A 21,351-nucleotide genomic window follows, 5' to 3' on the forward strand; every position below is an offset into this window, starting at 1 on the left:
CCGTAGCGGCTTTTTGGAGGAAGAATGGACGAGGTTGTGCGGGTGCGCGGGGTCGAGATACGGCCGGGATATCTTGACCAGGCGGCGCAGGAGGCGCTGGTCGGGGAGGTGCGGGCGGTAGTCGCGGCCGCGCCGCTTTTCTCGCCGATGACGCCTTACGGGAAGCCGATGCGGGTTCGGATGACGTCGGCCGGACGGTATGGCTGGTTTTCGGACCGGTCCGGGTATCGGTATTTGGATCTGCATCCAAGCGGCGTGCCGTGGCCAGAGATCCCGCCGGTTGCGCTATCGGTCTGGGAGGAGATCGTCGGCAAGGAGCGGGTGCCGGATTGCTGCCTGGTGAATTTCTATGACGGGGAGGCGCGCATGGGGATGCATCAGGATCGGGATGAGGCGGCCTTCGGCTGGCCGGTCGTGTCGATCTCGCTGGGGGATGACGCGCTGTTCCGGATCGGCAACCTCGAGCGGGGTGGCAGGACCGAAAGCGTCTGGTTGCGGTCCGGTGACGTTGCTGTGCTCGGTGGGACGGCGAGGCTGCTCCATCACGGGATCGACCGGGTACGGGCCGGCAGTTCGCAGCTTTTGCCGAAGGGCGGGCGTTTGAACCTGACGCTGCGCGTCGTCGACTAACGGGAGAGGCTGCAGCAGCCACTGAGATGGGAGAACTCGCCGTCTCTCCGGAGCAGGATATCGGTCATGATGCCGTATTCCCGGTCGGACATCCCGTCGTTGCAGCTTTGCAGGAAGAAGACGACGCTCATATCCGTCTCAGGGCCTTCCGCCTGAAATGCATACCGGTCGCGGCGGTTCGCTGCGACAGCTTCCCGCGTAATGGTTGCGGTGATCGTCGGCGAAGACGGGTCTGACAAGGAGACGCCGGTCCCCTCGCCCCCCGGTCCGAGCAAATTGCCGAGCTTTGACGGATCGTCCATCGTCAGCGACCAGAACGGTTCGGTTCCGCTGCACTGGCTGATCCGCGGGTAGGCGCCATACCATTGCCCGGGCTGCGCGACGAGGAAGGTCAGGGACACCCAACCTGTCCGTTCACCGGCATTTACGAGGCCCCAGCGGTAATCGTCCGACGGGCGCAACACTTCGATCCCCGTCCTGTCCGGCGGGAAGCTGCCAATGATTTCGCTGCGCGCAGAGGGTTCGGCACGGATGTTCAAGACATCGTCGTTGGCGACGTCGACAACATCGTAGAGCGCGGGCCACGCGTCCTGAGTTGCAAAGACCGCTCCCGGAAGGAGGAGCAGCATGATCATCATCAACCTCATCGCTTGGCTTCCCACGAGAGCGAGGCCGCTTTGCGAGTATAGAATTCCCCCATCAGACCCAACACCAGAAACGCAATGCCGAAATAGATCGGATACTCGATGTTCGTGAAATGCGGATTGTAGTTGATGAAGACATATCCGCGCGTCTGGTCGATCGTATGGAAGAGCGGGTTCCAATCAAACATCGCGATGATGTTGGCAGGAAGCGTGTTGACGAGGAACATCTTCCCGGACGCGATCATGTTAACGCGCATGTAAACTGCCGCGACGATACCAACGAGATCCGGGGCCCACGGTTTGAGCGCCAGAAGAAGCACCCCGATGCTGCAACCGGTGAACCATGCCAAGAGAAGCATGCCCATCGCGCCAGCGGGATCATAGATTGTGATCGGTGTGAAAACGATATGATAGATCAGAAGAACGATGAAGACTGACAGCACCTGAATGTAGAGCGAGCCCAGAGCGGCTGCGACGATGGCGACGAATGTGTTCATCGGCGCGTGTTTCATCATTGCCGAAGAGGGTCCGTCGGCGCTCAGGACAGCGCCCATCGCCTTTATATGAACGACAAAGATGAAGATTCCGCTCATGATGTAGAGCAGGAAGTCACCGCGCACGGGGCTAGTGCGGATCCCAATCAGGACGAACATAAAGTAGAAGGCGATGACTAGCAGCACCGTCTGCAAGATGTTCAGCAGAAGCCCGACCAACGCATTGCTGTGGGTTTTCCGGATCTCTCGCACGGTCGAGTGATAGATCAGCTCGAGCAGCGTGAAGACCGTCATCCTGTTGGAGCTGGGCAGGCGTTCAAACATCGCGGATGTCCGGTTTGGGCGGTATGGGTCGCAGGATAGGCTGGCACTGGTTGCCGAAGCGTTGCTGCGCGATCATAAGGATCTGTGTTTTCCGTGGCAATCGACGGCGAGGGCTTCCGCTTTGGACTTTGTTCTTCTGACAGAGACGTTCCGGCGCCTGGCGCTTCTTGCGGGGCGCGAGATCATGACGATCTACGAGAGCGGCGACCTGGGTGTCTCGGTCAAGGACGATGAGTCTCCGGTCACGGCTGCGGATCATGCCGCAGACCGGATCATTTTTGCAGGTCTTTCAGAGGTCTTCCCGGACCTTGTTCTGGTTACAGAGGAACAGGCCGACACTCATCGGGACGGAGGATCGACGTTCCTGATTGTCGATCCGCTCGATGGGACAAAAGAGTTCGTCAAGCGGCGTGGCGATTTCACGGTCAATATCGCCTATGTTGCCGATGGCGTGCCTGTCCGCGGGGTGGTGTTTGCGCCCGCCCGAGACCGCCTGTTCTATACTGACGCTGATGGCCGATCGGTCGAGGAGACAGGCCCGTTCGATCCTGATCGGCCGGGAGAAACCAAGCCAATCCGTGTAGGCGTGCCGGACAATGATGCGCTCAACATCGTGGCGTCCAAATCTCATCGGGATGCGACGACAGACGACTACCTGTCGAAGTATCGAAGCGCCGATATGAAGAGCGCTGGGTCGTCCCTGAAGTTCTGCCTTGTGGCGACAGGAGAGGCAGATCTTTACCCGCGGCTTGGCCGCACAATGGAATGGGACACGGCGGCGGGTCACGCCGTTTTGTCGGGGGCAGGCGGCGCGGTCGTCCGGTTCGACGATCATACGCCCTTGCGCTATGGGAAGCAGGGATTCGAGAACCCGTTCTTCATTGCCCATGCGCCCGGGATTGTTCTGAAGGACGGATAGGATGTCGGTACTTCTTGTCATTCCGGCGCGCTATGCATCCAAGCGGTATCCGGGCAAGCCGCTGGCCTTGCTGACAGGTGCGGGTGGTGAAAGCCGAACCTTGCTTGAGCGATCTTGGCAGGCAGCCCGTTCAGTGGACAAGATCGACCGGATTGTCGTGGCCACGGATGATGCGCGGATCGAGGTGGCGGCGCAGGAATTCGGGGCAGAGGTCGTGATGACGTCGCCGGATTGCGCGAACGGAACCGAGCGATGTGCAGAGGCGCATGCTGCGCTGGGCGGCGGGTTCGATGTCGTGGTGAACCTGCAAGGGGATGCCCCCCTTACCCCGCCGTGGTTTGTCGAGGCGTTGGTTGAAGGATTGCTGAGAGATCCGACGGCGGGGTTGGCGACACCGGTCCTAAGATGTGATGGGGCAACCTTGAGCGCGCTGAAGGAGGACCGGCGGGCAGGTCGGGTCGGCGGCACGACAGCTGTGTTCGGGGCGGAGCGGCAGGCGCTTTACTTCTCCAAGGAGGTCATCCCCTTCACGGAACAGGCTTTTGCCGCAGACGAGCCGACGCCGGTCTTTCATCATGTGGGCGTGTACGCATATCGAGCGGAGGCTCTGGCGCAATATCCAGATTGGGCGCAGGGACCACTCGAGACGCGAGAGGGTCTTGAACAGCTTCGGTTTCTGGAGAATGGCCACCGCATCCTGTGCGTCGAAGTGGAGGCGCGGGGGCGGCGGTTCTGGGAACTGAACAATCCCGAAGACGTCCCGCGGATCGAAGCGATGATGCGCGAGATGGACATGGCGTGACGCGACCGCCGGTCAGTGTCATCGTTGTCAGTCGAGATCGGCCGGCCGAGCTTGCGCTGGCGCTGACGGGGATTTGCCAGCTCTTCTACCGCCCGTTCGAGATCGTGGTGGTTGCGGACGATGCCGGGCGACAGTCGGTTGACGGGTTGGGCTTGAGCGGGCGCGTCAAGGTTGTGCCGTTCGACACTCCCAACATCTCTGCCGCGCGGAATGCTGGGCTGCGGGTAGCGGCGGGCGAGATCGTTGCATTCATCGATGATGACGCTGTGCCAGAGCCAACTTGGCTCGCCGCACTGACGGGGCCCTTGGCACGTGGCGAGGCGGAGGTGTCCGGCGGCTTCGTGCGCGGCCGGAACGGGATCAGCTTTCAGTGGCGGGCTGAAGAGATTGCATCTGACGGAGTGAGCCATCCGTTCGCGGTGCCGGGGGATGATGTCTTGATCCGAGAGGGGGACACTGGCCGCGCCCTCAAGACGCAAGGCTGCAACATGGCGTTTCTTCGGGGGCAGCTCGCCGCGGTGGGCGGGTTCGATGAGGCTTATCGCTTCTTCCTTGACGATGCCGATCTGAACCTGCGGCTTGCTGTGAGAGGGGCAAAGACAGCCATCGTTCCCTTGGCACAGGTGCACCATGGCTTTGCGGCGAGTGATCGGCGTAGGGCAGATCGCGTCCCCACAGATCTGTCTGAGATTGGGGCGAGCCAGGCGATCTTTCTTCGCCTGCATAATCCGTCGGCCATGAGCGAGCGGATGGATTCGTTTTTCGAAGAACAGCACGTTCGCCTCTCGCGGCATCTCATTTCGGGCGCGATCGGACCTGAGGGTTTTCGCCGCATCTGGCGCACGCTCGGCGCGGGATGGGCGGAGGGTCTTCGACGCGAATCATGCCCTTTGGCGGCGCTCGGCCCGCCCGAGGCTCCGTTCCTTCCGTTTGAGCGGTCCGGTGCAACTGGGCGATCGGTTGCTCTTGCGGGACGGTCCGCTCGGCAATTGCATGCGCAGGCTGCCGCGGCTGTGAAGCGGGGTGACATTGTTTCCGTCTTTGCGCTTTCACCAACGACCCTCTATCACCGTGTCCGCTTTACGGGGGGCGGCTATTGGCTGCAGACAGGCGGCGTCTTTGGCCGCTCGGACCGGTCGGATCCTCTTGTCCGAAAGGAAAGCTTTGAAGGACGGGTCAGGGAAGAGATTGCCCGCGTCGCGGATGTGAGGGCGTTGGCGAAGGACGGCCCAATCGGCGGTGAAACGCGGACGCGCTGATCAAGGATGCTTTTCGCAACTGCAGAATCTGCTATCTGAGGAGAAACAGTGGGCAGTTCGGAAGGAAAGATCATGGCGCGGCGCGTGACCAAGGCAGTTTTTCCGGTAGCTGGGCTCGGGACCCGTTTTCTTCCCGCAACGAAGTCGATCCCGAAAGAGATCATGACGTTGGTCGATCGGCCATTGATCCAGTACGCGATCGACGAGGCGCGCGCGGCGGGTATCGAAGAGTTCATCTTCGTGACCTCGCGCGGCAAAGGGGCGCTTGAGGATTACTTCGACCTTGCGCCGCAATTGCAGGCGTCGCTTGAGCGGTCGGGGAAGACCGAGCTGCTTGAGATCCTCAACAGCACCAACATGGAAGATGGCGCCATCGCCTATATCCGTCAACGTAAGGCGCTGGGTCTGGGGCATGCGGTCTGGTGCGCACGCCGCCTGATAGGAGACGAGCCTTTCGCGGTGATCCTGACCGACGACGTAATCGCGGCGGAAAAGCCGTGCCTTCAGCAGATGACCGAAGCCTATGAGGAAACCGGCGGCAGCGTCGTCGCCGCGATGGAGGTTCGGCCTGAGAGGACCTCTTCCTATGGCGTCCTCGGCGTGAAGTCCGAAAGTGGTGCGCTCTTCGAGGTGAGCGAAATGGTCGAGAAACCCAAGCCGGAGGAAGCCCCGTCGAACCTGGCGGTGATCGGGCGCTATATTCTGACGCCGTCGGTGATGCGCAATCTCGAGACGATCGACCCTGGTGCGGGTGGAGAGATACAACTGACCGACGCGATCGCAGCCGAGATCGGCGGTACCGATGGCGTCTATGGGTTCCGTTTTCAGGGGCAGCGGTTCGATTGCGGGAACAAGGCGGGCTTCCTGCAGGCAACAGTCGCGTTCGGACTGGCCCGCGACGAGCTGCGGGACGAGTTTGCGCAGTTCCTTGAAGAGACGATTTCTTTCCGGGATGCAGCGGAGTAACGCTGTGACGACTGTTCTCGTTACCGGGGGCGCGGGGTATATCGGCTCCCACGCCTGCAAGGCATTGGCGCGTGAAGGCTATACCCCGGTCACGTTCGACAACCTTTCGACCGGCTGGCGGGATGCGGTCAAGTTCGGACCGCTCGAAGAAGGTGAGCTGAGCGATCGGGCGCGGCTGGATGAGGTCTTTGCAAAGCATCAACCCAGCGCGATCTTCCACTTTGCGGCGTTGAGCCAGGTCGGGGAAAGCATGGCCGATCCGGGTCTGTATTGGCAGCACAATGTCCTGAGTTCGCTGACCCTGCTTGAAGCCGCCGTCGCCGCCGGTTGCCTTGATTTCGTCTTCTCCTCGACCTGCGCGACCTATGGCGATCAGGATGGTGTCGTGCTTGACGAGAGCAGCGATCAGCGGCCGATCAACGCCTATGGCGGATCGAAGCGGGCGATCGAGGATATGCTGCAGGATTTCGGCGTGGCTTATGGGCTGCGCCACGTCATCTTTCGCTATTTCAATGTGGCCGGTGCAGACCCCGACGGTGAGGTGGGGGAGTTTCATCAGCCTGAGACGCACCTCGTCCCCCTGATGCTGGACGCAATCAGCGGGCGGCGGGCGGCGCTGACCCTGCACGGCACAGATTACGACACGCCGGATGGCACCTGTATCCGCGACTATGTTCACGTGATGGACTTGGTTGATGCCCATGTTCTTGGGCTGAAATGGCTTGAGGCGGGGAAAAGCAGCGAGGTGTTCAATCTGGGGACAGGCACGGGGTTTTCGGTGCGGGAGGTTGTCGATCATTCGGCTGCCGTGACGAACCAAGCCGTTCCCATGACGGAAGGACCTCGCCGGCCCGGGGATTGCGTCAAGTTGGTTTCCGGCAGTGAAAAGGCAGAACAGCTTCTGGGCTGGCGGCCGGAAAAATCCGATCTGCGGACAATCATCAGCGACGCATGGCGCTGGCATCAGAATGGCGGATACACCCGTTAGCGGTGCGCTTTGCCTTGATTTGACCCGGCTGGCATCGCGGGCAGGGCGTGTCCTGACAGGCGTCGACCGGGTTGAACGGGCTTACCTGCGGCACTTTCTCGAAACCGATTACGACATCTTCGGAATCGTGCGAACGCCGCTGGGGTTTCTTCTGCTCGACAGGGGCGGCATGCGTGCGTTCGCCGATGCGCTTGAAGGACCGGATTGGTCGACATGGAGCTCTGCCCTGCCGTTTCTTCGCCAGGTCGCCTTCCGTCGTGCGCCAAGGATGGGTCTTGGCTGGATGGTGCGGCGATGGCTGCCGGCGGGCACCCGGTATTTCAATGTCGGGCATAGTAACCTGACCCGTCAGGTGCTCGGCGCCTTTCCGAAGGATCGCGTGACGGTGCTGATCCACGATACCATCCCGCTTGATCTGCCCGATCTGCAGCGCCCGGGCATTCCCGAACGCTTTCGTCGGAAGTTTGATGCGGTGACGGACAAGGCCGGCAATATCCTGTGCATTTCTCACGATACGCGGCAGGCGGTCATTCGCCATGCTGCGCAGGTGGATATCGCGAATGGGCTCTTGGTCGCTCCGAACGGTGTGGATCTGGCTGAACCGGACGAGGATGAGATCCCGACGGAGCTTGATACGGGGCGCCCGTTCTTCGTTGTTCTGGGCACAATCGAGCCGCGGAAGAACCATGCGCTGTTGCTCGACATTTGGGAGGACCTGGGCGCCGATGCACCGGCGCTTGTCATCTGCGGGCACCGCGGCTGGCTGAATGAAGATGTGTTTGCCCGTCTTGATCACGCCGCCTTCATGGGGCGCACTGTCTTCGAGTGCCCGGGTTTGAGTGACGGCGCAGTTGCGGCTCTTTTGGAAAAGTCTCGCGGGCTTCTCTTTCCCAGCCTGGCGGAAGGGTTCGGCTTGCCGGCTTTCGAGGCAGCGGCGCGCGGGGTGCCAGTTCTGTGCAGTCCCCTGCCAGCGGTGAAGGAGCATCTGGGCAGCCTTCCCATTTACGCGGACATCGCAGATAAGTCGCGATGGCAGACCGCAATCGTGGAATTAGCCTCTCGTACCGGCGACGATCGACCGAGGCCGGTCGAGACGCCTGACTGGAGTGCCCATTTCAAGATAGCGTTAACCAATACCTAGTAGCTGGCGCGGCGGGGGCGCCGTGATGGCGAGGAAGACAGCTTGGGTGTCTGGCAATCCTACAAGCTGAGGTTGCAGCGAAAGCGGTGGCGCCTTCGGGCGCTTCGAAAGAGCCGCGAGCTTTCTGCCGTTCAGGACCGTACCGCGACGATCGGGCCAGATGACATCCTTCTGTTCATGACGCTGCGCAACGAACGCATCCGTCTGCCTTTCGTGTTCGACTATTACCGAAAGCAGGGCATCAATCACTTTCTGATCGTGGACAACGGCAGTGACGACGGCAGCGACACATATGTTGCCGGGCAGCCTGATGCCTCACTCTGGCGGACCGATGGGAGCTACAAGCGGGCCCGGTTCGGGATGGACTGGCTGAACTGGCTGCTTCGCCGATATGGGTCCGGGCATTGGTGTCTGACGGTCGACCCGGATGAGCTGTTTATCTACCCCTTCTGCGAAACGCGGCCCCTTCGCGCGCTGACCGATTGGCTCGATGCGTCCTCGATCCGATCCTTCGGAGCGATGCTTCTGGATCTTTATCCGAAGGGCTCGATCACTCAGACCACCTATCGCGAGGGCGAGAATCCCCTCGACCTTCTGGAGTGGTTCGATGCCGGGAACTACACCGCCAAGCGTAACCGGCGCTTCGGCAACTTGTGGATCCAAGGCGGCCCGCGGATGCGCGCGTTTTTTGCCGACAAGCCAGAGCGTGCGCCTGCCCTGAACAAAATCCCGCTTGTTCGGTGGAACAGCCGTTTCGCCTATGTCAGCTCGACCCATATGCTGTTGCCGCGCGGATTGAACCTTGTCTACGACGAGTGGGGTGGAGAGAAGGCGTCTGGGATGCTGTTACATACCAAGTTTCTCGATACGTTCGAGGCGAAGGCGGAGGAAGAGCTGCAGCGCGGCCAGCACTACGCTCGAAGCAGCGAGTATCTTGCCTACGAGGAGGGGCTGAAACACAATCCTGACCTTTGGTCGCCGATGTCGGAGCGGTATGTGAACTGGCGTCAGTTGGAGATCCTTGGGCTTATGTCGCGAGGCAACTGGGTGTGACGGTTGGGCTGGTCATGCTGGTCCACACGGCGTTTGATCGGGTTGAAGAGGTTGCGCGTCATTGGCACCGGGCTGGCTGCCCCATTGCCATTCACGTCGACAAGCGGGTCCCTGACGCCGAGTACAGCGCACTCGTGCAGGATCTGGCGGCTCTTGATGGTGTCGCATTCTCTGATCGCTTCACCTGTGAGTGGGGGCGCTGGGGGTTGATCCAAGGCACGCAGAGCGCTGCATCGCTTCTGCTCGACCGATTTCCTCATGTCAGTCACGTCTACTTAAGCTCCGGCTCCTGCCTGCCGCTGCGTCCGATCGAAGAACTGCAAACCCATCTGAGCAAGCGGCCATCGACAGATTTCATCGAAAGCGTCACGGCGGCTGACGTGCCCTGGCCAACCGGTGGATTGGATGAGGAGCGGTTCACCCTCCATTTCCCGTTCTCGTGGAAGCGGCAACGTCGCCTGTTTGACGCGTATGTTCGCCTGCAACGGCGCCTCGGCTTGACGCGACGGCGTCCCAAGGGCGTCGAGCCGCATCTTGGATCTCAGTGGTGGTGCCTGACTCGGCAGACCCTCGCTGCCATCCTGAACGACCCGAAGCGACCGACCTACGACCGCTATTTCAAAGGGGTCTGGATCCCGGATGAGAGCTATTTCCAGACGCTTGCCCGGCTGCATTCTCGCGATATCGAGAGCAGGTCGCTTACGCTGTCAAAGTTCGATTTTCAGGGAAAGCCATACATCTTTTACGATGATCACCTTCCCCTTCTGCGCCGGTCCGACTGCTTCGTCGCCCGCAAGATCTGGCCCAAGGCGGATCTTCTCTATCGCACCTTTCTGTCTTCACCCGACGCTGAACTTCTGGGGGCCGAGCCCAATCCGGCAAAGATCGACAGAGTGTTTGCCGCAGCGATCAAGCGCCGGACCGGTGGGAGGTCGGGACTGGTGATGCAAAGCCGGTACCCGAATTCCGGCTGGGAGAACGGGATTACTGCAGAGGAGTACTCTCTCTTTCACGGGTTTTCCGATCTTTTTCCCGGATTCGACGCCTGGCTCAAGAAGATGACCGACTGCGAGGTCCACGGGCACCTTTTTGCTCGCGATCGTGTCGAGTTCGCCTCCGGTGGTGATGCGTTCGACGGCTTGCTGCCTGCGGCGCCTGCGGTTCGCGACTATGACCCGACGCAGTTTCTACTGAACCTGATCTGGAATGCCCGTGGCACGCGACAGTGCTTTCAATTCAGCCCGCGCGATCGCCAAAAGATCATGTGGACCATCGCGCCGGATCCAAACGCGCAGATCTCTGTCATTTCGGGGGCCTGGGCTATCCCGCTGTCTCAGTCCGATGAAGAGTTTGGGGCGCACCGGGCGACTGCAGCCAAGCTGCAGCAGATCGAGCGTGAGTGGCTGGACCTTTTGCTATCAGTTACGACGAAGGCTCGGGTCCGGATCTGGACCCTTGCCGAGTTTCTGGAGAACCCGATGACCCCCTTGCAGGAGATCTTGGACGAGATTGGCGGCCATGAAGCGCGGCAGGTGCGGACTATGCCCGACATGGCGGATCTGTCCCGGATTCCGGATTTTCTTCAACAACTCAGAAACGACGGGATGAACCCGTATCTTATGGGTGAGTTTCCGCAAGTGCGGGACCCGGAAGGCCGGACTGTCCTGCGCCGCAAGCCTTATCTGGTGCGTCAATGATGAACCGCTTTTCCCACTTTGTGATGCTTGCCGGGATGCGGACCGGGTCGAACCTGCTTGAAAACAACCTCAACCGGCTTGCCGACGTGACCTGTCATGGCGAGCTCTTCAACCCGAATTTCATCGCCTATCCTCACGCCGAGAGCCATCTCGATTTCACGCGTGAGGCCCGGGATGCGGATCCTTTTTTCGTGCTCGAAGCGATGAAGTCTCAGCCGGGAATGAATGGCTTCCGCCTTTTCGACGGACATGACGAAAGCATCCTCGATGCGGTTCTTGCCGATCCGGCCTGCGCCAAGATCTGCCTGAATCGGGATCCGCTGGAAAGCTACGTCTCGCGCAAGATCGCCGTTGCGACGGGCCAATGGATGATGCGGGACGCGAGCAAGAAGAAGACCGCCTCTCCGGTCTTCGATCGCGAGGAATTCGAAGGGTATCTGACTGACCTTGCCACTTTTCAGAGCCGGATAAGATCTGCGCTGCAAAAGACAGGTCAGACCGCATTCTATGTCGATTATGGGCAGCTCAAAGATGTTGAGGTCTTGAACGGCCTCTTTTCCTGGCTGGGTGTCGACGGGCGGGTCGAGCAGGTGGACGAGGCGATCAAGAAGCAAAACGCCAAACCGCTTTCGGAGACGGTCGAGAACTTCGACGAGATGGTCGCGACATTGGCAGAAATGGATGCTTTTGGTGCTCATCGTGTGCCGTTTCACGAACCGCGCCGCGCCGCCACTGTCCATACGCTGGTAACAGCTGCCAAGGCGCCTCTTGCGTTCATACCGATTATCGGGGGGCCGAGGGGCCCGGTTGAAAACTGGTTGGCATCGCTCGATGGGGTCAGGATCAAAGATTTGGGGCGGAGGATGACAAGCGAGGCCCTGAATGCGTGGCTAGCAGAGTCTCCCGGCCGCCGATCCTTCGCTGTTCTGCGTCACCCCGTCGTGCGGGCCCATCTCGCATTTCGGGACAAGATCCTTCAGACCGGGCCGGGGTGTTATCGCGGGATACGGCAAAGCCTTATCAAGCGCTATGACTTCGCGCTGCCGGAAGATGGGGAGGCGATGGTCGAGGATCCTGAGGCCTATAAACCGCTCTTCCTTCGGTTTCTCGAGTTTCTGGAGGTCAACCTCGCCGGTCAGACGGCCATCCGCGTCGATGGTTTCTGGGCGTCGCAGGGTGCGACGCTGCGAGGTATGGCCGATATCCTTTTCCCCGATGTTCTGATCCGCGAGGACGAACTGGAGGAGCAGCTACAGAGGCTTGCCCGGGATGTTGGGATCACGGACGCGCCCGCACCGAGGAACGTTGCTCCGCCATACGAAGACGCGCTCGATCAGATCTATGACGACGAGATCGAGCAGGCAGCGCGCAAGGCCTATGCTAGGGATTACCTGGAGTTTGGCTTTGGCGACTGGCGCTAGGTCAGGCCGCTTTGCTGGCCGGACCCTCTGTCAGGATCGCGTGCAGTGAGGCGGTGTCGATATTGGCCCGCAGCTTTGTGCAGACATCCGCATCCCGCATGGTACGCGAGACGAGAGCCAGCGCCTTGAGGTGTTCGACACCTGCATCGGCAGGTGCGAAAAGGGTGAAGACAAGATCGACCGGCTGACGGTCGACCGCATCGAAGTCGATGGGCCTTTCGACGCGGACGAAGATACCACTGACCCTTTCGATACAATCGAGCCTGGCATGGGGCAGGGCGACGCCATGCCCAACGCCGGTCGGACCGAGCGCCTCGCGTTCCATCAGCGCATCGACGGCAAGCTGACAACGGATGCCCAGCGCATCCTCCGCAAGGTCGCCCAAGTCGTGAAACAAGCGCTTCTTGCTTGTCACGTGAGAGACGTATTTTACGCCTTCCGGCGCAAGTATCTCAGACAGTCGCATCTCGGCTCCCGATCCGTGTCGGCCGGGGAACGCGGCCTAGCTGCTCGAATTACGCGGATCGATCCAGCCGATATTCCCGTCATCTCGACGGTACACGACGTTCACTCCGCTATGTCCCTCATTACGGAAGACCAGCAGGGGCTTGTCAGCCAATTCCATCTGCATAACAGCTTCGCCAACCGACAAAGACGGGATCTTCGTCTCCATCTCGGCGACAATCATGGAGTTGAGGCTCTCAGGCTCCGAACCGTTCGATTCTTCCGGCGCGGCGAGGATATAGGTGTCGGCTGACGAAAGTTCAACCGGCTGTGATCGTGCGCGATGGTGGTCCTTCAGGCGGCGCTTATAACGACGCAGCTGTTTGTCCATTTTCTCGGCGCAGCCATCGAAAGCGGCATAAATCTCAGGCGCCGAATCCTTGGCCTGGCAGGTTAGGCCCGTCGAAAGATGGACGGTAATTTCGCAGACATGTTCGAAGCCACTCTTCGAAAAGGTCACTGTCGAATCGGTCGGACGCCCTGCGTACTTTTCGATAATACCTTTTAGTTCGTCTTTGACATGGACCTGCAGTGCATCGCCGATATCGATCTGTTTTCCGCTGATCTGATAGCGCATCGCTCCTCCGTGCTCTCAGGGCATGCGGTCCCCGCCGGCGTGTGCCCAGATCACGCCGCGCGTCGGTCAGGGGAAGACAAGACTTCCGACCTGGCGCGCGCCGAACCGACAAAGAAACAAGGGCGGCAGCTGGGTCTGAAACGGTCTCATCCCCACTATTTGGCGCAGAGTTACAAGGCGCTGTCAACACGCGGCTGGTTGCAGCGTGACCACCCCTCAGCCGATCCGGAAGCTCTGCCCCAGATAGACGCGGCGCACGTTTTCGTCGCGCACAACCTCGTCCGTGGTGCCGCTCATCAGGACCTGTCCGTCGTGTAGGATGTAAGCGCGGTCAACGATTTCGAGCGTCTCGCGGACATTGTGATCGGTGATGAGAACGCCGATGCCGCGCATCTTGAGGTCGGCGACCAGGGTGCGAATCTCGCCGACGGCGATCGGATCGACGCCTGCGAAAGGTTCGTCGAGGAGAAGGTATTTCGGATCCGCGGCAAGGCATCGCGCGATCTCGACCCGCCGCCGCTCCCCGCCAGAAAGCGCCAGCGCCGGGGCGCGGCGTAGATGTTCGATGGAGAACTCCGACAGCAGCTCTTCCAGCCGTTCTCTTTGCGCTCTTCTGTCGGAGACGGCGATTTCCAGAATGGCGAGGATGTTTTCCTCGACCGTCATGCCGCGGAAGATCGACATCTCCTGCGGCAGGTAGCCGATACCGAGCTTCGCGCGGCGATACATCGGCAGGTTCGTCGCATCACGCCCGTCGATGGTGACCGAGCCGCCTTCTGGGGTCAGCAGACCGGCAATGGCGTAGAAGCAGGTGGTCTTGCCGGACCCGTTCGGGCCGAGAAGCGCCACGACCTCCCCCCGGTTGAGTTCCAGGCTGACATCGCGGATCACGGGTCGCTTGCGGTAGCTCTTGCGCAGGTTGCGGATCCGCAACCCCAAGGCGCCTTCGGTCACTGTCAGATCGGGCTGGGTCATTGGTCACCCTGCTGCAGGATCGTCCGGACGTTGCCTTCCATCACCGCATTGCCTGTCGTCAGATCGACGGTCATGCGGGCTGCCGAGATCGCGCTTTGTCCTTGGGTGACAAGGACGTCCCCGGTCATGATGATCGAGTCGCGGGCGAGGTTGTAATCCGCCTCTTGCGCTTCCGCTGCGGTTTCGTCGGTGGTGAAGGTGACGCCGCCGGTGGCACGGAGGGTTTCGATATCGCCGCCATCGGCGCCGTATTCAACCTCGACACGGGCAGCGGCGATGCGCAGATTGCCCTGCCCGATCACGACATTGCCAGTGAAGACGGCATTGCCGTTTTCCTGATCTACGGCGAGGTTTTCGGCGCTAATCTCGACCGGCGCATCGGGGTCGGCCTCAAGGCCGCCGAGTTCGATATTGGTTGACTGCGCGGTGACGGAGGATGCCATGACAAGACCGGCCAGAAACCAGGCGATGTGGCGGGTCATGGGCGGTTCTCCTGAGACGACGAGGGGCGGTATATCAGGTTCACGCCGTCTTTGAAGAGGATCCGGCCGCCACCTGTCGGGCGTTCAGGCTCTATCTCCATCGCTCCGGCGCGCAGTTCGCCGAAGGGGCCGGTCGCAAAAACTTCCGTGTCAGAAAACACCGCGCCCGAGGCAAGATCGGCGCGCAGGGCCTCTGTTTCCATTCTGTAGCCGTCGGATGTCGCGATGCGGGTGCTCCCTTCCAGCCGCGCAATGTCTCCCCCCCGATCGATCAGGCCCGTTTCTGCACTGAGGGCGAAAATGAACCCATCGGTTCGCTCTACCCGGGCCAGAAGATCGACGGCATCAAGCCGGTCCTCCACCGGTTTGGCAGAGGTCGCCGAGATTGCGATGCGCGCGCCGGTTTCGGTCAGGCCGGAATAGTAGGGTTCCGATATCCGCTGCTCGCGAGCCAGCTGTTCGACATCCGCGAAGGGGATTTCGCTTGTTGTGTTGGGAGAGCGCGCGATCAGGAACATGGTAGACATCAGCCCAAGGGCCACGAGTGGGAGAAGGACCTTTGCCCAGTTTACGAAGCGCGAATAGGGATTGTCCTTCTGCCGGGCCACGTCAGTGCGAAAAGATGTCGACCTCAGGCCAGCCGTCGAGGTCGAGGCGAGCCCGGGTCGGAAGGAATTCGAAGCAGGCCTGGGCGAGTTCAACACGCCCCTCCCGCGCGAGGCGTTCGTCCAACTCATCCTTCAGACGGTGGAGATAGAGGACGTCGGAGGCGGCATAAGCGACCTGCGCCTCGGACAGATCGGCTGCCCCCCAATCGGAGCTTTGCTGCTGTTTCGAGATGTCGACGCCGAGGATCTCCTGCAGAAGCACCTTCAACCCGTGCCGATCGGTGTAGGTGCGGATAAGCTTGGAAACAATCTTGGTACAGTAGACCGGAGCGGTTAGCACCCCGAATGTGTGGAGCAGTACGGCGATGTCGAAGCGGCCATAGTGGAAAAGCTTAAGGATCGCTGGGTCTTGCAATAGCTCGGCGAGGTTGGGCGCCTCGGTTTGATCCTTTTTGATCTGCACCAGATGCGCGTTCCCATCCCCCGATGACAGCTGGATAACGCAAAGGCGGTCGCGGTGGGGGATGAGACCCATTGTTTCGCAATCGATTGCGACAATAGGACCGAGGTCGAGGTCGTCCGGCAGATCGTGCTGGTAGAGGTGGTTGGTCATGCTGCCCTCCGCATCGTCCGCTGCACTTAACGTCCGGGGATGCGGAAAACAATCGCTGGGAGCGGTCTCAGGACGGGACGACGGGCATGGCGATTCGCTCGCCGCGCTCAACCTCAAAGATGCTTTCCTGCTCTGGCTCGAAGAAGCTGCGGAGGTGGTCGATGCAGACCTGTGGCTCGGTGCCGCTACACATGAAAACGTCGATCGCTGCGTAGCGACGATCCGGCCACGTGTGGATGTTGATATGCGCTTCCGGCAACAGCGCGACCCCCACGATGCCCCCATTATCGTTGAGTTTGTGGAGCTTTACGCCAAGCAGAGCACCACCACTGGACCGCGCCGCCGCGGCCAGCTCTTCAGCGATCGAATCGGCGTCTTCGAGGTTGGTTGCACCGTGGAACTCCACGATGAGATGTCGCCCGATCGCGTCTTCCGACGGACCGAAACCGGCCATGGATGCAAGGGTGTTCATTCCCACCTCTCCAGAAAAGTGCGTTTCCTGCTTGGAGACAAACTGGGGCGAGCGAAGACCAACAAAATGGCAATTTCGCGGCGCAATCAATGACTTCGGAGTTATAGCAAACCATACTTTGCTTGTGTGGCAGCGGTGTCATGCATCAGTGTCATGGAGTATTCGGGCTGACCCCTGCCTTTGCGCGGCCGCGCTGGATCACGGCCCATCACGGCGTTTGCCGCCGACATGGTATAATCGCGGTATCTTGTTGCGTGACGTTGTTCTTGAACCTCACCGGGAAGCGATTCCTCATCGGTTTGCAGGGTCGGATGCGCAGAGGAGGCTGCTAACCTCGCCTGCGCCACAGGAGCCAGACAAAGAACACGCCGCCGACCAGCCCGGTGACAATACCGATGGGAATGTCTTCGGGGCGCAGGATCGTTCTTGCCGCGATATCCGCCCAGAGCAGGAAGATCGCACCGCCAAAGGCAGAGGCTGGCAGGACGCGCCGGTTGTCGCCTCCCACGATCATGCGGGCGATATGCGGCACCATCAGGCCGACGAAGCCGATGATGCCGGAAAACGCCACCATCACGCCAGTGATCAGCGCCCCGGTCGCAAAGACAGCCAGCCGGAAGCGGCCAACTGGGATACCGAGACTTGCTGCGGTTTCGTCGCCAACTGTCATGGCGTTCAGATCGCCTGCCCGCCACCAAAGCCAGAAGCCGCAGGCAAGGAGGATCGCGAGCGGATACGCCAACTGTGCCCATTGGGCGAGACCTAGGCCGCCAAGCATCCAGAACACCACCGTATGGCTCGCACGCGGATCGCCCAGAAATATCAGGATGTTCGCGCCTGCCATGATGATGAACGAAACCGCGACACCGGTTAGAACGAGCCGATCTGCACTGGCGGCATCCGCCAGCCGCGCCACGCCTAGAACGAGTATCGTCGCGCCAAGCGCACCAAGGAAAGCCAGCACCGGAACCGTCAGCAGGCCGAGAAACAGCCCCGTGTGCAGAAGTGCGAGGATCGCGCCGAAGGCACCGCCGGACGAAATACCCAACAAGTGTGGATCGGCCAGCGGATTGCGGGTGACCGCTTGAAGGCTCGCGCCGACCATGGCCAGCCCTGCCCCGACCATCATTGCCAGAAGGGCGCGCGGCAGCCGCAGCTCCCAGACGATGGCCTCCTGCCCGATCGACCAAACAGGCTCGACCGCGCCGGGCACACCTCTGTTGATGATCACACTCCAGACGGTCGCCGTCGGCACGGGGACCGCGCCGATGCTGATTGCCGCGGAAAGCGAGGCCAACAGCGCAAGGACGATTGCCGCCACCGCCCCGATACCGGTCAACCGTTTCGGCGGGCGCGAGGCCGTCGTGGCGGCGTCGGTCATCCTATCACTCCCGCCAGAACGCGGCGGCGAGCGTCTTGATTGCTTCGATATTGCGCGGGCCGGGCGTTGCCTTGACGTAGTCGAGCGTGACGAAGCGGTCGTTCTGCACAGCATCGATCCCGGCGAAGGCGGAGTTCGACACCATGAAGTCCCTCTTCTGCTCTGCGGTGACGTCGCCGTAATTCACAATCACGATGACCTCGGGATCGCGCGCGATAACCTCTTCCCAAGCAACAGTCGCCCAGCTCTTCTCGAAGTCTTCCATCACGTTGATGCCGCCTGCTGCTTCGATCATTGCCGTTGGCATCGCATAGCGCCCGGCCGTGAATGGCGCATCCTCACCGCTGTCATAGACGAAGACGCGGACAGGCATTTCGCCGGCTTCAAGCGTGTCCGTGAACGCTGCAAGCTCAGCCCGGTAGCCTGCGACCAGCGCCTCTGCGCGATCCTCCACCCCAAAAATCCGGCCCAGGTTCAGGAGGTCGTTATACATGTCCTCCATGCTGGCCTTCTCTTTGTTCATGATATGGGTGCAGCTTTCGGTCAACTCGTAGACCTGAATGCCGAAGGGGGCGAGCGTCTCGGGCGTGACTTCGCCACCGGCCCGCAACCCGTAATTCCATCCGGCAAAGAAGAAATCCGCCCCGGCTCCGATCAGGATCTCTTTGCTTGGATACTTTTTGGACAGTTCCGGAAGCGCCTCGACCCCTGTGCGCATCTCCTCATCCAGCGTCCTCCATCCCGAGATGCCGGTGTAACCGATCATGTGATCCGTTAGCTCCAGGACAAGCATCATCTCGGTCAAATTCACGTCGTTCGAAATGGCTGCTGTGGGCGGTGCGTCGAAAGTCACCTCGCGATTGCAGCTCTGAACCGTGACATGTGCGGTCGCGGCACTCGCGATACTGAGAATGACAAATGAGAGAAGAAGCGTCTTGCGCATATGGAATATCCTTCAATGGGGAAGATGAAAGGTCAGATGATCATCTTGCGACAGCGACAGCCTTTCCCGCCGCGCGGCGACATTGAACGCCGTTGAAACGGTGGTCTCGCTTAGAACGGTCGCTGGCGGCCCGAAGCCTGTCATCTGGCCGTGCCTGAGCAGCAGGATTTTGTCGCAGACCCCGGCCGCCATGTTCAGATCGTGGAGCGCCGTGACGATGGTCAGATCCAGACTGCGGATCAGGGCCACCATTTCAAGCTGGTGGCGGATATCGAGGTGATTGGTCGGTTCGTCCAGAACCAGCACCTGCGGCTCCTGCGCAAGCGCGCGGGCCACCATGACACGCTGGCGTTCGCCGCCCGAAAGCGTGCCCAGTTGGCGATGGGCAAAGCCGCCTAAGTCAAGGCGGGTCAATGCCTCCTCGACTATGGTCTGATCGCGCTTGCCTGAGACCGCCCAACCGCCGCGATGGGGTGTCCGTCCAAGCGAGACGATATCGCGGACTGTCAGCGCGAAGTCCGTAGGCTGCTCCTGGAGGACTGCCGCAATCCTGCGTGCAACGGCACGCGGCGCCAGGGCCCAGATATCATCCACGCCCACGCGGATCCGGCCCGTCAGCGGCTTGTGGTAGCGGTAAAGCAGGCGCAGAAGCGTTGATTTGCCCGCCCCGTTCGCGCCAACGATGCCGAGGACATCGCCTGCATTCAGAGCAAAGCTTGTGGGATGCAGGATCGGCGTGCGATCCCGGCGCGGCGCCCAGCTGACATCTTCGACGGCGAGGGAAGCGGCGCTCATGAGACCGGTTCGCCAACCGCTTCAATTGCGATGACGGCCGCCGGGATGCGGGCAAGTGTCGTATGGCGCAGTTTACCCGGACGGTCGAACGACGAATACCAGCCATCCGGGAGGTCGGCATATAGCCGAGCGAAGGCGACCAAGTCGCCGATATCCGCATCCGCCTCGATATCCCCGAACAGATAAGTTGCCTTCCGGCTACCGTGATAGGCCACCGTGCAAGGGCGGTCGCAGCCCGCCATACAGGCGACGCCCGAGATCTCGAACTGGTCAGAAATGCTGTCACCGCCCGCTGCGATCGCGGTTCGGAGCTTCTCGATCAGGGCATGGCCCGGGCGGCAGATCTCGCCCTTATGGCGGCATGAGGTGCAGATCGTGATGCGATGATATGTCTTTTCGTGATCCATGGCGCCCTCCGCGCGCTGGCGGGGAAGCGGGGACCAATCCTGTTGCCGGGCAAGCCCGTGATAACCATCTTCGGCCTCCATCCAGGACACCCCGCCTGGGTTCGAGTTGCAATCAGATGGCAGGTCTCCTGACTTGCGGGTCTTCGCTTGCCTGCACCTTCCCAGACCGTCTGGCCCAGTGGTGTTTGCAGGTTGGCTCACCGCCTACAGTTGCGGGGGCAGTCATGGATTTGGCGCCTGATGGCTACACCGCACCATGTTCCCTTTTTCATCCCGTCGGCCGCTGGCGTCTGGGAACCATCGGGGCGAGCTTTCGCGCCCCGACGTGCAATGTCAATACAGCGATCAGAGGTTGCACATCGCATCAGACGGGCACCGCCGATCGCGGATCCCTAGCCTCCCTTCCGTCGCAGCGACGCGACAGACCTGGCATGGACCTCGAACCCTGCGAACATGTTCGTCATGCGATCGCGCACCGCGGGAGGGGCGGTCTCGAGTGAACCAGCGTTCAAGGGCGGCTCCGGAGCGTATTCCGCAAGCAGTTGCACCGATTGTGCATATTCGGTGCCGCGCAACTCCTCGATGATCGCCAGGCCAAAATCGATGCCAGCAGTAACGCCGCCGCCGGTGATACGGTTGCCGTCGCGCACGACGCGGTCATCGACGGCGATCGCGCCGAAGGCATCAAGCACATCCATCGCCAGCCAGTGCGTGGTCGCCCGATAGCCCTCCAGCAGACCGGCCTGTCCCAAGAGCAGGGTCCCGGTGCAGACCGCCGTGACATATCGCGCCTGTTCGCCGCGGGAGGCAAGAAAGTCCAAGGTTTCGTCGTCTTCCATGGCGTTCAGCAAGCCGCTGATCGCGCCTGGTGCAAAGATCACATCGGGTGCGTCGGTCGCCTCGTCAAACGTGATGTCGGGCAGGATGGTGAGGCCTGTGTCACTGACCACGGGTTCACGGGTCTTGGCAACGACCTGGACCGTTGCGCCCCAAAGGCTGCCGAACATGTATTGCGGCCCGACCAGATCAAGCGCGGTCATGCCTGGATAAGCCAGCATCAGCACTTGTTCGTCGCCGGTCCAGTCCTCGGGCCAGCCCGACATATCATGCAAGGGCACATCAAGGTCGGCGCGAGGCGACGCCGGCGGAATGGCTTGCTGTCCCGTTGCGTATCGTGCCGGGGTGCTAATGAGGCCAAGTGCCGCCATCAAAGCGAAGGTTCGTCTGTCGATCATTGGTTTGTCTCCTAAATCTGA

At 61.0% G+C, this 21,351-nt stretch carries 24 protein-coding genes and 1 riboswitch; of the genes, 10 read left to right on the plus strand and 14 right to left on the minus strand.

Annotation, left to right across the window (positions count from 1 at the left end; genetic code table 11):
• The first annotated feature begins 24 nt into the window (after window positions 1-24).
• Complete coding sequence (locus AADZ90_RS03340; protein ID WP_367309177.1) at window positions 25-630, plus strand: alpha-ketoglutarate-dependent dioxygenase AlkB family protein; 606 nt, start codon at window positions 25-27, stop codon at window positions 628-630.
• On the opposite strand, the gene AADZ90_RS03345 is transcribed toward AADZ90_RS03340, so the two are convergent.
• Both AADZ90_RS03345 and AADZ90_RS03350 read right to left on the minus strand, forming a co-directional pair.
• Window positions 627-1,277, minus strand: coding sequence for an SH3 domain-containing protein (locus AADZ90_RS03345; protein ID WP_367309176.1), 651 nt, complete (start codon window positions 1,275-1,277; stop codon window positions 627-629). The two genes, AADZ90_RS03340 and AADZ90_RS03345, sit on opposite strands and share 4 nt — an antisense overlap.
• Entirely contained in the window at window positions 1,274-2,092 is an 819-nt protein-coding gene (locus AADZ90_RS03350; RefSeq protein ID WP_367309175.1) for an ABC transporter permease, read from the minus strand. Before AADZ90_RS03350 ends, AADZ90_RS03345 begins: the two co-directional genes overlap by 4 nt.
• 121 nt (window positions 2,093-2,213) lie before the next feature.
• Between AADZ90_RS03350 and cysQ the strand changes: the two genes are divergently transcribed.
• From cysQ to AADZ90_RS03395, 9 genes are all read left to right on the plus strand, one after another.
• A complete protein-coding gene (gene cysQ / locus AADZ90_RS03355) occupies window positions 2,214-3,011 on the plus strand; it encodes a 3'(2'),5'-bisphosphate nucleotidase CysQ (RefSeq protein ID WP_367309174.1) in 798 nt (265 codons plus the stop codon).
• 1 nt (window position 3,012) lies between these two features.
• A complete protein-coding gene (locus AADZ90_RS03360) occupies window positions 3,013-3,813 on the plus strand; it encodes a 3-deoxy-manno-octulosonate cytidylyltransferase (protein ID WP_367309173.1) in 801 nt (266 codons plus the stop codon).
• Window positions 3,810-5,072 carry a glycosyltransferase family 2 protein gene (locus AADZ90_RS03365; RefSeq protein WP_367309172.1) on the plus strand — a complete coding sequence of 421 codons (1,263 nt, stop codon included), beginning with the start codon at window positions 3,810-3,812 and terminating at the stop codon, window positions 5,070-5,072. Before AADZ90_RS03360 ends, AADZ90_RS03365 begins: the two co-directional genes overlap by 4 nt.
• Window positions 5,073-5,144: 72 nt before the next feature.
• Window positions 5,145-6,038: a UTP--glucose-1-phosphate uridylyltransferase GalU gene (galU, locus tag AADZ90_RS03370; protein ID WP_367309171.1), complete on the plus strand. Its 894-nt coding sequence runs from the start codon at window positions 5,145-5,147 to the stop codon at window positions 6,036-6,038.
• 4 nt (window positions 6,039-6,042) lie between these two features.
• Window positions 6,043-7,026, plus strand: a complete 984-nt coding sequence (gene galE / locus AADZ90_RS03375) for a UDP-glucose 4-epimerase GalE (RefSeq protein ID WP_367309170.1) — start codon at window positions 6,043-6,045, stop codon at window positions 7,024-7,026.
• A 169-nt stretch (window positions 7,027-7,195) separates the two neighbouring features.
• Window positions 7,196-8,167 (plus strand): glycosyltransferase, encoded by a 972-nt coding sequence (locus AADZ90_RS03380; protein ID WP_367309169.1) that lies wholly within the window; start codon window positions 7,196-7,198, stop codon window positions 8,165-8,167.
• Window positions 8,168-8,209: 42 nt separating this feature from the next.
• The gene (locus tag AADZ90_RS03385) at window positions 8,210-9,220 is read left to right on the plus strand and encodes a glycosyltransferase family 2 protein (protein WP_367309168.1); all 1,011 of its coding nucleotides are present in this window, start codon (window positions 8,210-8,212) and stop codon (window positions 9,218-9,220) included.
• A complete protein-coding gene (locus tag AADZ90_RS03390; protein ID WP_367309167.1) occupies window positions 9,217-10,917 on the plus strand; it encodes a DUF5927 domain-containing protein in 1,701 nt (566 codons plus the stop codon). Before AADZ90_RS03385 ends, AADZ90_RS03390 begins: the two co-directional genes overlap by 4 nt.
• Window positions 10,917-12,338, plus strand: coding sequence for a sulfotransferase family 2 domain-containing protein (locus AADZ90_RS03395; protein WP_367309166.1), 1,422 nt, complete (start codon window positions 10,917-10,919; stop codon window positions 12,336-12,338). The genes AADZ90_RS03390 and AADZ90_RS03395 overlap by 1 nt, the downstream gene beginning before the upstream one ends.
• Window position 12,339: 1 nt before the next feature.
• Here the strand turns inward: AADZ90_RS03395 and AADZ90_RS03400 are convergent, their stop codons facing one another.
• From AADZ90_RS03400 to AADZ90_RS03455, 12 genes are all read right to left on the minus strand, one after another.
• Entirely contained in the window at window positions 12,340-12,804 is a 465-nt protein-coding gene (locus AADZ90_RS03400) for a PTS sugar transporter subunit IIA (protein ID WP_367309165.1), read from the minus strand.
• Window positions 12,805-12,840: 36 nt separating this feature from the next.
• Entirely contained in the window at window positions 12,841-13,419 is a 579-nt protein-coding gene (gene hpf / locus AADZ90_RS03405; RefSeq protein ID WP_367309164.1) for a ribosome hibernation-promoting factor, HPF/YfiA family, read from the minus strand.
• Window positions 13,420-13,635: 216 nt separating this feature from the next.
• Window positions 13,636-14,394: an LPS export ABC transporter ATP-binding protein gene (gene lptB, locus AADZ90_RS03410; RefSeq protein WP_367309163.1), complete on the minus strand. Its 759-nt coding sequence runs from the start codon at window positions 14,392-14,394 to the stop codon at window positions 13,636-13,638.
• Complete coding sequence (gene lptA, locus AADZ90_RS03415) at window positions 14,391-14,876, minus strand: lipopolysaccharide transport periplasmic protein LptA (protein WP_367309162.1); 486 nt, start codon at window positions 14,874-14,876, stop codon at window positions 14,391-14,393. The genes lptB and lptA overlap by 4 nt, the downstream gene beginning before the upstream one ends.
• Window positions 14,873-15,394 (minus strand): LPS export ABC transporter periplasmic protein LptC, encoded by a 522-nt coding sequence (gene lptC, locus AADZ90_RS03420; RefSeq protein ID WP_411996932.1) that lies wholly within the window; start codon window positions 15,392-15,394, stop codon window positions 14,873-14,875. Before lptC ends, lptA begins: the two co-directional genes overlap by 4 nt.
• Before the next feature lie 91 nt (window positions 15,395-15,485).
• Window positions 15,486-16,097 carry a ribonuclease D gene (locus AADZ90_RS03425; protein WP_367309160.1) on the minus strand — a complete coding sequence of 204 codons (612 nt, stop codon included), beginning with the start codon at window positions 16,095-16,097 and terminating at the stop codon, window positions 15,486-15,488.
• A 67-nt stretch (window positions 16,098-16,164) separates the two neighbouring features.
• The gene (gene speD, locus AADZ90_RS03430) at window positions 16,165-16,569 is read right to left on the minus strand and encodes an adenosylmethionine decarboxylase (protein WP_367309159.1); all 405 of its coding nucleotides are present in this window, start codon (window positions 16,567-16,569) and stop codon (window positions 16,165-16,167) included.
• 328 nt (window positions 16,570-16,897) lie between these two features.
• On the minus strand, window positions 16,898-17,950 hold the full coding sequence (locus AADZ90_RS03435; RefSeq protein WP_367309158.1) for a FecCD family ABC transporter permease: 1,053 nt from the start codon (window positions 17,948-17,950) through the stop codon (window positions 16,898-16,900).
• Window positions 17,951-17,954: 4 nt separating this feature from the next.
• Window positions 17,955-18,893 (minus strand): ABC transporter substrate-binding protein, encoded by a 939-nt coding sequence (locus tag AADZ90_RS03440; RefSeq protein ID WP_367309157.1) that lies wholly within the window; start codon window positions 18,891-18,893, stop codon window positions 17,955-17,957.
• A 12-nt stretch (window positions 18,894-18,905) separates the two neighbouring features.
• Window positions 18,906-19,688, minus strand: coding sequence for an ABC transporter ATP-binding protein (locus AADZ90_RS03445; protein ID WP_367309156.1), 783 nt, complete (start codon window positions 19,686-19,688; stop codon window positions 18,906-18,908).
• The gene (locus AADZ90_RS03450) at window positions 19,685-20,095 is read right to left on the minus strand and encodes a DUF1636 family protein (RefSeq protein ID WP_367309155.1); all 411 of its coding nucleotides are present in this window, start codon (window positions 20,093-20,095) and stop codon (window positions 19,685-19,687) included. The genes AADZ90_RS03445 and AADZ90_RS03450 overlap by 4 nt, the downstream gene beginning before the upstream one ends.
• Before the next feature lie 101 nt (window positions 20,096-20,196).
• A riboswitch (cobalamin riboswitch) is annotated at window positions 20,197-20,412 on the minus strand.
• 75 nt (window positions 20,413-20,487) lie between these two features.
• Window positions 20,488-21,303 (minus strand): DJ-1/PfpI family protein, encoded by an 816-nt coding sequence (locus AADZ90_RS03455; protein WP_367309154.1) that lies wholly within the window; start codon window positions 21,301-21,303, stop codon window positions 20,488-20,490.
• Between the last annotated feature and the right edge of the window lie 48 nt (window positions 21,304-21,351).

It is taken from the genome of Aestuariibius violaceus, from assembly GCF_040779325.2.
In the GTDB taxonomy this organism is placed as follows: domain Bacteria; phylum Pseudomonadota; class Alphaproteobacteria; order Rhodobacterales; family Rhodobacteraceae; genus Aestuariibius; species Aestuariibius violaceus.